The organism is Flavobacterium olei, assembly GCF_039749035.1.
Taxonomy (GTDB): Bacteria; Bacteroidota; Bacteroidia; order Flavobacteriales; family Flavobacteriaceae; genus Flavobacterium; species Flavobacterium olei.
In genome coordinates this window covers 260,863-275,096 of record NZ_JBDKWC010000005.1, presented here as the reverse complement: position 1 = coordinate 275,096, position 14,234 = coordinate 260,863, and the positions used below count along the sequence as shown (strand labels likewise).

Sequence of the window (14,234 nt, the reverse complement as noted above, 5' to 3'; positions counted from 1 at the left end):
AAAAAATGAAACCATTAGAAGATTATTTAATTGTCGATTTCAGTCAGTTTCTTTCGGGACCGTCAGCGAGTTTGCGCCTGGCAGATTTGGGTGCCCGCGTGATAAAAATTGAAAAACCGGGAACAGGTGATATCTGCAGAACCTTATATACTTCTGATTTGATAATGAACGGAGAATCATCTGTTTTTCATACCATCAACAGAAACAAAGAGTCTTTTGCAATTGATTTTAAACAACCGGAAGAACTTCAAAAACTAAAAAAATTACTAGCCAAAGCCGATGTTGTGATGCACAATTTCAGGCCGGGTGTTATGGAGCGAATTGGTTTAAGTTATGAGGATGTAAAAACAATAAATCCAAAGGTTATTTATGCCTCCATTTCAGGTTTTGGAGAACATCCGGATTTGAAGGATTTACCGGGTCAGGATTTGCTTTTACAATCCTTAACAGCATTGACATGGCTCAGCGGTAATCAGGAAGATGGTCCCGTGCCAATGGGATTATCAATTGTTGATATGCTTGCTGGTGCTCATTTGGCGCAGGGGATTTTGGCGGCTTTATATCGAAAAGCAACTCACAATATTGGAGCACAAGTTCAGGTTAGTATGCTGGAATCTGCTTTTGATTTTCAGTTTGAAACGATTACGACATTTTTTAATGACGGAGGAGAACTTCCCGTTCGTACCAAAACCAATAATGCACATGCTTATTTGGGTGCCCCTTACGGAATTTACAAAACCAGAAACGATTATTTAGCGTTGGCGATGGGATCTATTCCGGTTTTGGCCTCTCTTTTAAAATGTGATGCTTTACTGGCTTTTCCCGAAAATAAATTTACACTTAGAGACGAAATCAAAAATATCCTTGCGGAACATTTGCAGACACAGGAAACACAATTTTGGCTTGATATTTTAGAACCGGCAGATATTTGGTGTGCCGGAGTTTTAAACTATCAGCAGCTATTTGAAGAAGATGGTTTTAAAGTCCTGAATTTCACTCAGCAAGTTGAAATGCTGGATGGTTATAGTTACAAAACAACTCGCTGCCCAATAAAAATCGACGGAGAATACCTGACTTCCGGAAAAGGTTCGCCAAAATTAGGTCAGGACAACGAACGAATTATTAAAGAATTTATAGACTGCTGATGGAAAAAATTAGAATCGCTGTCCGAAAATTCGATCCTTTCGAAAGTACACTGCAAAAGCTTTGGGATTCCTTTTGTCTTCAAAACAACATAGAAATTGAAGCCGAAATGATTCCCATGGAACTTCATGAGTTGTACGAAACCACAATTACCAAAAAGGGATTAAAAAAAGGAAAATGGGATATTGCGCACCTCAATACCGATTGGATTTATGATGCGGTACATGAAAAAGCAGTTTTGGATTTATACTCTTTTATTGCAGAAAATCCGCCTGAAAATTATCCCAACGGATGGCATAAATCGCTTTTGCATTTGCAGAAAATCGATAATGGAACTTACGGACTTCCGTTTCATGATGGTCCGGAATGTTTGATTTACAGAAAAGATTTATTTGATAACGAAGCAGAAAAAGCGAATTTCAAAAAGCAATTTGGTTACGAACTTTCGACGCCAAAAACATGGAAAGAATTTGAAGAAATTGCGACATTTTTTAATCGTCCAGAAGAAAATTTGTACGGCTGCATCTTTGCCAATTATCCCGACGGACATAATATGGTTTTTGATTTTTGCCTTCAATTATGGACACGCGGCGGTTCTTTAATCAATAATAAAAACCAAATTTCCATCAATAGTAAAGCCGCAATTGAAGCTTTGGATTTTTATCGCAAAATTGTCAATGATAAAGATGCAGTACATCCAAAATCAAAAGAATTTGGATCGGTTGAAGCGGGTTTGGCTTTCGCCGAAGGACAGGCGGCAATGGCCATCAACTGGTTTGGATTTGCATCAATGGCTGAAGTGATTGAAGAATCAAAAGTAAAAGGAAAAATTGATATCACTTCTCTTCCCTCCGATCCTGGCCATAAAACTGCTTCTTTGAATGTGTACTGGCTCTACACAATAGGTTCGGGAAGTAAACATAAAAAACTGGCTTATGATTTTTTACGATTTGCAACTACTGCAGAAAGTGATAAATTATTAACGACAGAAGGCGGAATCGGATGCAGAAAATCGACCTGGAAAGACAAGGAAATCAATACATTAATTCCATTTTATCATAAACTGGAAATGTTGCACGAAAATGCACTGACATTACCACAGACACCAATTTGGCCAAAGGTTTGCGAATTTATAGACCACATGGTGTTGAAAGCAATCAACAGTGATATTCCATCCGAACAATTATTAAAAGAAACACAAATCAATATTCAAAAAATAGAATAATATGAATATTCCCTATAAACCTTTATTACCTGAAACAGAGCAGCCCATTATCATTATAGGAGCAAGCGGTATTGTGAAAGATGCGCATCTTCCGGCTTATGAAATGGCTGGTTTTAAGGTTTTTGGTATTACCAACAGAACTATTTCTAAAGCACACGATTTACAAAAACAATTCAAAATCGATCATGTTTTTGAAAATGTTGCCGAAGCTGTAAAAAATGCACCAACAAACGCTGTTTATGATATCACTGTTTTGCCTGATCAATACATTGAAATTTTAGAGCAATTGCCAGATGGTGCAGCAGTTTTGATTCAGAAACCCATGGGAAATGATCTTGCGCAGGCACGTGAAATTGTAGCTGTTTGCGAAAGAAAAAATCTGGTTGCCGCAATAAACTTTCAGCTTCGTTTTTCTTCATTTGTAAGTGCCGCACGTTATTTAATTACAGAAGGAATTATTGGCGATTTATACGATTTTGAATTTAAAGTTACGGTAAATACGCCCTGGGAATTGTTTCCTTTAATTAAAGAACATCCCAGATTGGAAATTCTTTTTCACTCTGTGCATTATATTGATTGTATTCGGTCTTTCTTAGGAAATCCAAAAGGCGTCTATGCGAAAACAGCCAAACATCCGCTAAAAAAATTATCTTCGAGCCGCTCTACAATTATCCTGGATTATGGAGAAGACAAACATGTGGTGATTAATACAAATCACGATCATCATTTTGGTCCGAAACATGAAGAAAGTAATATTAAATGGGAAGGGACAAAAGGCGCTGTTAAAGCTAAAATGGGCTTGTTGATGAATTATCCTGATGGTCTTCCGGACGTTTTTGAATATGCACTTCCTAAAAAAGACAACGAAAATGAATATGAATGGACCGAAGTTAAACTCGAAGGTTCATGGTTTCCTGAAGCATTCATTGGTGCGATGTCGAATCTGATGCGTTTTAAAGAGGGTTCTGACGAAAAATTACTAGCCAGCGTGCAAGATGTTCTGGGAACAATGAAGGTTGTTGAAGCCTGCTATATCAGTAATAAAAAGGGCGGAATTTCTTTTGAAGAATTATAATTAAAAGACTATATTTCAACAACAAAAAACAAATTTTAAGTCTTTCTTTTAAGCAAGCGTATTTATGACATTTATTTAAAAGAAGATCCTAAACAAAACGTACTTAAACTATGTATTTTAAATCGACTTTTTTCGAAGATTATACCATCAACGATAAACGAGTAACTATAGGCAGAACCATCACAGAGACTGATTTTGTGGTTCACGCCGGACATACCGGAGATTTTTTCCCGCATCATATGGACGAAGAATGGTGCAAAACACAGCCGTTCGGACAAAGAATAGCGCACGGTACAATGGTTTTCAGCATCGGTATCGGACTCACTGCTTCTGAGATTAATCCGGAAGCTTTTTCAAGAGGCTATGATAAAATGCGCTTTGTAAAACCCGTACATATTGGTGATACTATTCACTCTGAAATTACAATCTCTGAAAAAGGAGATGCAAAAAAGCCAGAAATGGGCGCTGTTACTGAACACGTTGAAATTATCAATCAACGCGGTGAGGTCGTGCTTGTGTGTGATCATTTGCTTTTTGTAAACAAAAGATCCTGAGATTCTAAGCTGCTAAGATGCTAAGTTTTTTTAGCTTCTTTAATAAAATAATCTCGCAAAGTCGCGAAGGCGCAAAGTTTAAATTAAAATATTTTTAAAAAACTTTGCGACTCTGCGACTTTGCGAGAAACAACATTAAAAACAAAAACAACCTAAAAAAACTATCTAAAGAATGCAAATTACAAACCAAACTGGCGATCAGCACGAAGTGCCAACAGAAGGCGGAAACGGAAAACAATATCTTTTACCGTTTATTTTAGTTACATGCCTGTTTTTCCTTTGGGGAATGGCCCACAATCTGGATTCTGTTTTAATTCCACACTTAAAAAAAGCTTGCGAACTTAACAACCGTCAATCTACTTTAATCGATACTTCGGTATTTTTCGCTTACTTTATCATGGCGATTCCTGCCGGAATGCTTATTAAGAGATTTGGATACAAAAACAGTATAATCACCGGTTTATTAGTTTTTGCAGTGGGCGCTTTTTTGTTCGTTCCGGCGGCTAACACGAGAACTTATGAATTATTTTTATTCGCCTTATTCGTAATTGGTTGCGGATTAACAATTCTCGAAACCAGTGCAAACCCATACGCTGCGATTTTAGGTCCGGCAGAATCTTCTTCTAAAAGACTGAATTTAGCTGCTTCTTTCAACGGATTAGCAGCCATGGTAGCTCCTATCGTTGGATCTTTGTTTATACTTTCAGGAACCAATCATACGCCGGAGCAAATGGCGGCAATGCCAGATGCTGAGAGATCGGCTTATTTACTGGGAGAAGCCGCATCTGTTAAAATGCCTTATATCGTACTTGGAAGTATTTTGGTACTTGTTGCTGTAATATTTTACTTTGTACAATTGCCTTCGATGAAAGCGACGCATTCAGAAGCTGAAATCAAACCTGGTTTCTTCTCTGTTTTAAAGTTCAGACATTTAAGCTGGGGCGTTGTAGCACAGTTCTTTTATGTAGGTGCACAGGTTTGTATTACCAGTTTTTTTATTCGTATAGCACAGCAAGGAGGAGGATTAGACGAAAAGACTGCCGGATATTATTTAGGAATTTATGGTTTCTTATTTATGGCAGGACGCTTTATTGGTACCTTCTTTTTACGTTTTGTAAAAGATTATGTTTTACTTTCTATCTATTGCGTAATGAGTGCTCTATTATGTCTGGTTGCGATCTACGGATCTGGAATCGTAGTAATTTATGCACTTGGCGGAATCGGATTTTTTATGTCGATTATGTTCCCAACTATCTTTTCTTTGGGAATTAAAGATCTGAAATCAAATACCGAAACGGGTTCATCCTGGTTGGTAATGTCAATTGTGGGAGGAGCTATTATTCCATACGGAATGGGAACTTTAATCGATATGAACCACGATGATATTCAGTCCGGATATATTATCCCGTTGGTTTGCTTCCTGATTATTCTTTCGTTTGGAACATTTGGACACAAAGTAAAAAATGTTACAGAGTAGTTTTTTTGACGCAGATTATATAAAGATTATTGAAGATTTTTTTGCTGCCAATTACACTAATTTTCGCAAATTATCTCAACTAATGCTATCTAAAAATATCAATTGCCTCCGCTTTTCGCCGGAGGTTTTTTTATAAATTAAGATTCGCACTTTGCCGTCTTATCTTAAGTTTTTATATGAATTATTAATTACGCTAATTTTAATTGTCGAATAAATAGTGTAAAGAGGATAAATCCCACGAAAAGATTTTGTGTGATACTACAGATTCTTTCTGTCTTTTTTTAAATAACAAGTTCCATTGAACTTCGTGTTTTGGTTTAGAAAAAAGTTATACAAAAAAAGTTTCCATCTTATTTTTTTTTAATAGTTTTATGAGAAATGCAGTGTTTCTATTGCTTCACTTGGAACTGATTGTAAGTTTAAAATCCCATTTATAATAAAAACCATATACAGCAAATGCTCAAAAAGATCATTAGTACCGACAATTCAAAAACTACAATAATAATCCGCCTGATTGTTGGTGCAATTTTCTTGTCTGAAGGGGTTCAAAAATTTTTATTTCCAGCTATTCGTGGTGCTGGCCGTTTTGAAAAAATCGGATTTACATCACCTGAGTTTTGGGGAAGTTTTGTTGGTTCTTTCGAAGTCCTTGGCGGAATTCTAATTTTAACGGGACTGTTAACCCGCTTAGCCAGTATCCCATTAATTATAATAATGTTTGTTGCTTTCGCTACAACCAAAGCCGACGTATTGGCAAATGAGGGTTTCTGGGAACTTCTTCATGGCAGCAGAACAGATTGGGCAATGCTTTTAGGAAGCATATTTCTTTTAATTACAGGAGGTGGAAATTGGTCTATTGATAAAACTTTAATGAGAAATGGAGCGTGATATTCCTACCAAAGAAATTGCCACACTCTTTCTCAAACTTGGATTTATCGGTTTCGGAGGTCCGGCAGCACATATTGCAATGATGCAGCAGGAAGTTGTCGTAAAAAGAAAGTGGATGAGCGAACAGCATTTCTTAGATTTATTGGGTGCTCTGTCAATCTTATTCCCGGACCCAATAGTACTGAAATGGCGATACACATCGGATACGACAAAGGTGGCTGGAAAGGTTTACTTGCTGCAGGTTTGTGCTTTATTTTACCTGCAGTTTTCATCACCGGTATTTTTGGCTGGCTGTATAAGCAGTACGGAGCTTTACCCCATATGCAGCCCTTTATTTATGGTATTAAACCTGCCATTATATCTATTATTATGGGTGCAGTTTTTCCATTAGCCCAAAAAGCGACTAAGTCACTCTTTTTATTATTTATAGGCATCGCAGTGTTAGTTTTGTCTTTAATGGGAATCAGTGAGATCTATTTACTGTTTGGCGCTGGCTTGGTCGCATTGGGGATGTTTTATATTCAAAATCAAAAAAACAGTTCGCTGCAAAGTTTTATTCCAGTTCTTTTTTTCCAAATTGCGAACAATCAATTTCTATCAGAAACAAACATCAGATTGTTTTGGATATTTTTAAAAATTGGCGCAATTCTTTACGGGAGCGGTTACTTATTGTTCGCCTTTTTAGATACAGAATTGGTAGCAAACGGCTTACTTACCCGCCAGCAATTGATGGATGCTATAGCAGTTGGCCAATTTACGCCAGGGCCTGTCTTTTCATCCGTTACATTTATTGGTTATCAAATTAATGGACTATCTGGAGCTGTTATTTCAACGATTGCTATTTTTCTCCCATCATTTGTATTAGTCGCATTACTTAATCCACTAATGAAAAAAATGCGAAACTCTAAAGAACTGTCCGCTTCGCTGGATGCTGTAAATATAGCCTCTGTCGCCATTATTATGGCTGTTTGTTTTACAATGGGTAAAGAAACCATTACCGATTGGAAGACAATCTGTATAGCACTTATTAGTGTAATTATCGTTTTTAAATTCCAAAAAATCAACAGTGCACTGATTGTGTTGGGTGGCGCACTCCTGGGCTATCTCTTATATCAATTATAATCTTATAATTAAGTATTAACTATCTTTGTATACATATGTACAAAATCAAAAAACGCCTCCAAAATGGAGGCGTTTTCGTTGTTTAATGTTTTAATTAATGGTGTTTACCCTTACCATTGTCGTGTCCATTATGTTTATCTTTGCCGTTTCCATTGTTCCCGGATTTAGAAGGCCCATTGGATTTATTACCTTTTCCTGGCTTTTCACCTCTGTTTTTTTGAGGTTTTCCGACATACCCTTTTGGATACGCTTTTCTGTGCTTGGCATGATATTTATAAGGTGCATCACCTCTGTAATCATTTAAAACAACTTTGTAACCACTGTACAAATCATAATTTCTATATCTCGACGGAAGCCTTCTCTCGCGTATCCATTGTCCGCTGTTATCGTAAAGAAATACACTTTGATTTACATCGTAATACACGTCAATATCCGGTAAATAATAGTAACGGCTGTTATCAAAACCTTGTGGTCCCCAATTTGGAGGAGTTCCAATATTTACATTCACAGAAACCTGGGCCTGAGCGAAAAATACACTCATAAAAAGTACGGAGGCAAATAATATCTTTTTCATGTTTTTTTTTATTTAATATTAATTTCATTAAATACTAATCTAAAGTAATGCCAAATAATGAATAATCTCTTATTCATTATACAAAATCAATAAAATAATCGACGAATAGTATCTCGTAACCGACAAACAATTCAAAAAAAAACGTCTCAGAATCTGAGACGTTTTATCAATATTAACAATTTTTATTTCCAACCACCACCTAACGCTCTGTACAAATTGATAACAGCCTGCAGTTTTTGCAGATTATCATTTATTCCGTTTAGCTGTGCTGCCAAAAGATTTTGTTGCGATGTCAAAACATCTGTATAATTGGTTGCCGAACTGTATTCTAAAAGTTCCTGTGTAAAATCTACTGCTTTTTCTAAAGCAGCAATTTGTTTGGCTCTTGAATCTTCTTTTTCAACTGCCATTTCATACGCATACAATGCATTAGAAACTTCCTGACCTGCCACTAAAAGACTTTGCTGAAAATTATTATAAGCTTGTAATTGTTGCGACTGAGCTGTTGTCAATCTCATTTTATTAAGTCCCTGATTGAATAATGGCTGCGTTAATCCGCCGATTATCGAATAAAAAATCGAGTGACTAAAAAAATCATTCAGTTCCAGGTTTGAAAATCCTGTACTTGCTGTAAGAGTCAGACTTGGGTAGAAATAAGTTTTAGCCAGATTAGTTGTTTCAAAAGCAACTCTTAAATTAAATTCCGCCTGACGGACATCCGGACGATTTTCAAGTAATTGAGAAGGCATTCCTATTGAAATTTTTTCAGGAATAATCTGTGTACCCAAAACGCCTCTGTCGATTGGTCCGGGAGCCTGCCCCAATAAAATATTCAACGCATTTTCTGTTTCCCTGATGCTTTGTTTTAAATCCGGAATCAATACTTCTGCCGCATGCTGATTCGCTTCACTCTGAACTACAGCTGCACCGGTAACGATTGCTCCTTCTTTTAACGCTTTGATGGTTTCAACATTTTCAATACGGCTTTGTAACGTTTTCTGTGTAATTTCTAACTGTTTATCATACGACAACAATAAAAAATAGTTATTTGCAATGTCGGCGATCAACTGCGTCTGAACCGCTTGTTTGGCTGCATCAGATGCAAGGTAACTTGCCAAAGCTGCTCTTTTGGAACTGCTCAGTTTTCCCCACACATCAATTTCCCAAGCCGTGCTTATGCCTAACTTGTAAGTTGTCGTTAAGGTATTAATGTTAATTCCCGGTGGAAAGTTTAAGCCTGCTTCCGATTGTTTATTGCGCGTCGCGTTGGCATCTAACTGTAAATTAGGATAATAAGCTAATTTACTCTGATGTAAAGAGGCTCTTGACTGTACAATATTTTCAATCGCATTTTTAAGATTCAGATTCTGATCTAATCCTTTCTGAATTAAAGCATTGAGCTTTTCATCTTTAAAAACTGTATTCCAAGGCATATCTGCGATCGTAGTAGAATCTGTGGAATTCTTATCGCGATACAATTGATCTGTTTTTAAAGTTGTGGGACGTTCGTATTTTTTGGTAACCGAACACGCACTTAGGAGCGCGGCCGCAATTACCATTAAAATATATTTATTTGAACTATGAGTCATCTTTTTTTCTTAATTAAATTATTACTCTTTATGAGCTTCTAATAATGGTGTTTCTTCTTCGTCATCTTCATCATCGTAACCGTCTTTTGCCGGACCACTCACTTTCTCTTGTAAGGTCTGGAAGATGATAAACAATACAGGAATTACAAAAACCCCTAAAATAGTACCAATCAACATACCTCCTACTGCTCCTGTTCCGATCGACTTATTTCCAACTGCTCCTGCTCCGGATGCAAACATTAAGGGCACTAATCCTAAAATAAAGGCGAATGATGTCATCAAAATAGGTCGTAAACGTGCTACAGCTCCTTCGACAGCTGCCTGAACAATAGGAAGCCCTTTTCTTCTTCTGTCTAAAGCAAATTCTACAATCAAAATACCATTCTTCGCCAAAAGTCCGATCAACATAATCAGCGAGATCTGCAGATAGATATTACTGTTCAGTTTGAAAATTATGGAGAACAAATAAGCTCCTGCCAATCCGAACGGAATCGAGAATAATACCGCAAACGGCAAAATATAACTTTCGTATTGTGCACTTAGCAAGAAGTAAACGAACACCAGACAAAGTATAAAAATAAAGATGGTCTCGCTTCCTGAAGCTAATTCTTCACGCGTTAAACCAGAAAACTCATAACCATAACCTGCCGGAAGATTTTCTGCCGCTACTTCCTGAATTGCCTTAATTGCATCTCCTGAACTGTAACCCGGATTTGGTGCACCTGTTATAGAAATTGACGTAAATAAATTAAATCTCGAAATAGATTCCGGACCAAAAACACGGGTCATTTTTACAAATTCTGTAATTGGGGCCATGTTTCCGGAGCTATTACGAACGAAAATTTTATTTAATCCTTGTGTATTTGTTCTAAACTCCGGAGAAGCCTGAACCATAACACGGTACTGCTTACCGAATTTATTAAAATTAGAGGCATACAAACCACCATAATACCCCTGCATGGTAGATAATATGGTATTTACCGTAACACCTGCATCTTTAGCTTTCGCTAAATTGACTTCCATCATATATTGTGGGAAACCAGGATTAAAAGGTGTTGTCGCATATTGAATTTCAGGACGTTTAGATAATTTATCCAAAAAGTCGGTGTTAACTTTGAAAAAGTCGGCTGTTGTATGACCTCCTTTATCCTGAAGCTGAAATTCGAAACCGCCACTCTGACCAAAACCCTGAATAGTCGGAGGCGAAATAAAGAAAATACTGGCTTCTCTGATACCGCTTGTTTTAGCAAACAATTGTCCAATTACGTCATTTACACTTAAATCACGTTTGTCCCATGTTTCCAGTTTGACAATTACCATACTATAAGCACTACCGGCACCGGCCGTAAAGTTTTGCCCCACAATTCGAAGTGTGTTTTTGACACCGGGAATCGTTTTGGCAATGCTGTCAACTTTCTTGGCGATTACATCCGAACGTTCCATAGAAGCTGACGGCGGTAAACTGATATTGGCAAAAACAGTTCCCTGATCTTCTGCCGGAACGAAAGCTGACGGAGTAGTTTTCATCATGTAAAACAAACCTAAACCAGCAATAAGTATCGATGCTAAAACAATCCATTTTTTTACAGAAAGAAATTGAACCGAACGTTTGTATCTACCCGTTACATTATCAAATGCAACGTTAAAAGACGTATAAAATCGCTGTAGAAAGCTTTTGTGCTTATGATCGTCTGCGTGAGGTTTTAATAATAAAGCACATAAAGCCGGACTTAATGTCAACGCATTTACTGCCGAAAGGATAATTGCTACCGCTAATGTGATACCGAATTGTTTGTAAAAAACCCCTGTTGAACCTGTAATAAAAGTTACCGGAATAAATACCGCAGCCATTACCAGTGTGATCGAAATAATAGCACCTGAAATTTCGTCCATGGCATCAATCGTTGCTTTTTTAGCCGATTTATAGCCATGGTCCAATTTGGCGTGTACGGCCTCGACGACGACAATAGCATCATCGACCACAATACCAATGGCCAAAACCATTGCAAAAAGCGTCAATAAATTGATCGTAAATCCGAATAGATTCAGGAAGAAAAACGTTCCTACAATAGCAACCGGAACCGCGATTGCCGGAATTAAAGTAGATCTGAAATCCTGAAGAAATATAAATACAACAATAAAAACAAGAATAAAAGCTTCTATTAAGGTATGAATTACTTTTTCGATAGAAGCATCTAAGTTCTCATTAACATCAACAAGTACAGTGTACTTAACTCCTTTTGGAAAGTTTTTTGCTGCTTCTTCAATTAATTTTTTAGAATTGATGATTACGTCACGTGCGTTAGATCCGGGAGTCTGACTAATAGCCATCGCAGCAGATTCTACACCGTTAGTTTTAATGGTCGAAGCATAACTTAAAGAACCTAATTCTACTTTTGCAACATCTTTTAGACGAAGCATTTGTCCGTTACCAACCGATTTAATGATAATCTCACCAAATTCTTTATCGCTTGTTAAACGGCCTTTGTATTTAATTACGTATTGGAAAGCCTGATCACCATTTTCACCAAATTTACCTGGTGCTGCTTCAATATTTTGTTCTGCCAAAGCAGCAGAAATGTCGCTTGGCATTAATTTGTATTGTTGCATGATGTCCGGTTTTAACCAGATTCTCATGGAGTAATCTTTTGCACCAAAAACGGTTACATCTCCAACTCCGACAACACGCTGAATCTGAGGCACAAGATTAATCTTGGCATAATTCTGAAGGAAAGTCTGATCGTAGGTTTTATCGTCACTATATAAAGAGAAAATCAATAAGTTACTACTCTGACTCTTGGTTACCGTTACCCCTGCCTGAGTTACCTCTACAGGTAATAAACTGGTTGCTCTGGAAACCCTGTTCTGAACGTTTACCGCTGCTAAATCCGGGTTTGTACCAACTTTAAAGAAAATTTTGATAGAGGCATTTCCGTCATTAGTTGCTGTAGAAGTCATGTAGGTCATGTTTTCTACACCGTTAATTTGTTCTTCCAGCGGAATTACAATACTTTTTAGTACCACATCAGCATTTGCCCCTGTATAACTTGCGGATACGTTTACTGTTGGAGGAGCGATATCCGGATATTGAGAAATAGGCAGCTCCACAAGGCCTAAGACTCCTAAAATGACAATAATAACAGATATTACTGTCGAAAGTACAGGTCTTTGTATGAATATTTTAAACATTTCTTTTTATTTTAAATCGGCGTAAACAGTTTCTGCACTTACATTATTTGTTTTAATCTGAGAACCATCCTTCAGAGAAGCTACTCCTTCTAACACAATCTGATCTCCTGCTTTTAAACCGTTTGTTACAACATAATAATTACCTGCTGTATTTTCGAGCTTTGTAATATTAACATTTTTAGTTTTTCCATCCTTTCCGACAGTCACGGCAAAAATCTTATCCTGAAGTTCAAAGGTTGCACTTTGCGGTACAATCAATCCCTGATTTACGTGCTGTGGAATTCGAACTGTAGTGCTGCTTCCGCTTCTGATAATTCCTTTCGGATTTGGAAAACGGGCTCTGATATTAACAGTACCGGTTTCTGTATTAATTAGTCCGTTTACGGTTTCAATCCTTCCTTTTTCTCCATACGTTGTTCCATCTGAAAGAACCAGAGAAACTTCCGGCATTTTTTTGATTTTTTGTGCTAATGATGATCCCTCATTTTCCTGAGTGAAGTTTAAAAGCATTTTTTCATTCAATGCAAAATAAGCATATACATTTCCGATACTGGAAACCGTTGTAAGCGGCTCTGCTGTAGCAGAACTTACCAAACTTCCTAAACGGAAAGGTATAGAACCTACAACCCCGTTAACCGGACTTGTAACAGTTGTATAACCTAAATTTACTTTTGCATTGACCAAAGCTGCATTGGCCTGCGCTAAATTTGCAGCGGCTGACTCATAAGTATATTGTGCAGATTCTAGATCGTATCTACTTATAATTCCTTTATCTACCAATGGTTTTACCTTATTAACAGCCAGTTTTGCAGCACTCACTTCGGCTTGTGCACTTTTTATACTCGCTGCCGCAGTACGAACCTGCTGCTCATATTCTGGCGCGCTAATTTTAAACAAAGGCTGTCCGGCTTTTACAACAGCACCTTCATCTACAAATATTTTGTCGATATATCCTTCTACTCTTGGTCGGATTTCAATATTTTGCTGTCCCTGGATACTAGCGGGAAAGTCGGTATATAAAGTAGCAGATTCCGGCTGCAGAATCAGGGTTTTATATTCTTTAACTTGTGGCGCTCCTCCGGCCTGAGCGGCTTTGTCATCTTTTTTACCGCAAGAAGCGATAAGAATTGATGCTGCGAGAATACTTAAAAATGATGGCTTATTCATTGTGAAAAATGTGTAATTATCGATTATATACTAACAAAAGAAATAAAATATAAGATACGAAAAATTTCAAATAGACGAACAGCAAAAGACAATCGATAAAGGTGGGGTGAGAACCGATGGAATTTTTTAAAATATTAAACAAGTGTTTAATTTTTCCTCGTCGGCTGTAAAATGCTGTTTAGAGATTCTAAATTCGGTTTTGGCGATTGCACAAATTTTGTATGTAAATAA

10 protein-coding genes and 1 pseudogene are annotated in these 14,234 nt (G+C 37.2%); 7 read left to right on the top strand and 4 right to left on the bottom strand.

Annotated elements, in window-relative coordinates:
• Positions 1 to 5 precede the first annotated feature (5 nt).
• The 7 genes and pseudogenes from ABEB31_RS15000 to chrA all read left to right on the top strand — a co-directional run bounded on the left by ABEB31_RS15000 (position 6) and on the right by chrA (position 7,484).
• On the top strand, positions 6 to 1,145 hold the full coding sequence (locus ABEB31_RS15000; RefSeq protein ID WP_347052445.1) for a CaiB/BaiF CoA transferase family protein: 1,140 nt from the start codon (positions 6 to 8) through the stop codon (positions 1,143 to 1,145).
• Positions 1,145 to 2,368, top strand: coding sequence for an ABC transporter substrate-binding protein (locus tag ABEB31_RS14995; RefSeq protein ID WP_347052444.1), 1,224 nt, complete (start codon positions 1,145 to 1,147; stop codon positions 2,366 to 2,368). Before ABEB31_RS15000 ends, ABEB31_RS14995 begins: the two co-directional genes overlap by 1 nt.
• 1 nt (position 2,369) lies before the next feature.
• Complete coding sequence (locus ABEB31_RS14990) at positions 2,370 to 3,443, top strand: Gfo/Idh/MocA family protein (RefSeq protein ID WP_347052443.1); 1,074 nt, start codon at positions 2,370 to 2,372, stop codon at positions 3,441 to 3,443.
• A gap of 110 nt (positions 3,444 to 3,553) precedes the next feature.
• Positions 3,554 to 3,997, top strand: coding sequence for a MaoC/PaaZ C-terminal domain-containing protein (locus ABEB31_RS14985; RefSeq protein ID WP_347052442.1), 444 nt, complete (start codon positions 3,554 to 3,556; stop codon positions 3,995 to 3,997).
• Positions 3,998 to 4,169: 172 nt separating this feature from the next.
• Positions 4,170 to 5,474, top strand: a complete 1,305-nt coding sequence (gene fucP, locus ABEB31_RS14980; RefSeq protein ID WP_347052441.1) for an L-fucose:H+ symporter permease — start codon at positions 4,170 to 4,172, stop codon at positions 5,472 to 5,474.
• 456 nt (positions 5,475 to 5,930) lie between these two features.
• Positions 5,931 to 6,362: a DoxX family protein gene (locus ABEB31_RS14975; RefSeq protein ID WP_347052440.1), complete on the top strand. Its 432-nt coding sequence runs from the start codon at positions 5,931 to 5,933 to the stop codon at positions 6,360 to 6,362.
• Positions 6,352 to 7,484, top strand: a pseudogene (gene chrA, locus ABEB31_RS14970) (chromate efflux transporter). The gene ABEB31_RS14975 and the pseudogene chrA overlap by 11 nt, the downstream one beginning before the upstream one ends.
• 94 nt (positions 7,485 to 7,578) lie before the next feature.
• Here chrA and ABEB31_RS14965 read toward each other — a convergent pair.
• The 4 genes from ABEB31_RS14965 to ABEB31_RS14950 all read right to left on the bottom strand — a co-directional run bounded on the left by ABEB31_RS14965 (position 7,579) and on the right by ABEB31_RS14950 (position 14,003).
• Positions 7,579 to 8,058 carry a hypothetical protein gene (locus ABEB31_RS14965; protein WP_347052439.1) on the bottom strand — a complete coding sequence of 160 codons (480 nt, stop codon included), beginning with the start codon at positions 8,056 to 8,058 and terminating at the stop codon, positions 7,579 to 7,581.
• A gap of 182 nt (positions 8,059 to 8,240) precedes the next feature.
• Positions 8,241 to 9,647: an efflux transporter outer membrane subunit gene (locus ABEB31_RS14960; RefSeq protein ID WP_347052438.1), complete on the bottom strand. Its 1,407-nt coding sequence runs from the start codon at positions 9,645 to 9,647 to the stop codon at positions 8,241 to 8,243.
• Between the two features lie 21 nt (positions 9,648 to 9,668).
• Complete coding sequence (locus tag ABEB31_RS14955; RefSeq protein ID WP_347052437.1) at positions 9,669 to 12,836, bottom strand: efflux RND transporter permease subunit; 3,168 nt, start codon at positions 12,834 to 12,836, stop codon at positions 9,669 to 9,671.
• Between the two features lie 6 nt (positions 12,837 to 12,842).
• On the bottom strand, positions 12,843 to 14,003 hold the full coding sequence (locus tag ABEB31_RS14950; RefSeq protein ID WP_347052436.1) for an efflux RND transporter periplasmic adaptor subunit: 1,161 nt from the start codon (positions 14,001 to 14,003) through the stop codon (positions 12,843 to 12,845).
• Positions 14,004 to 14,234: the final 231 nt, after the last annotated feature.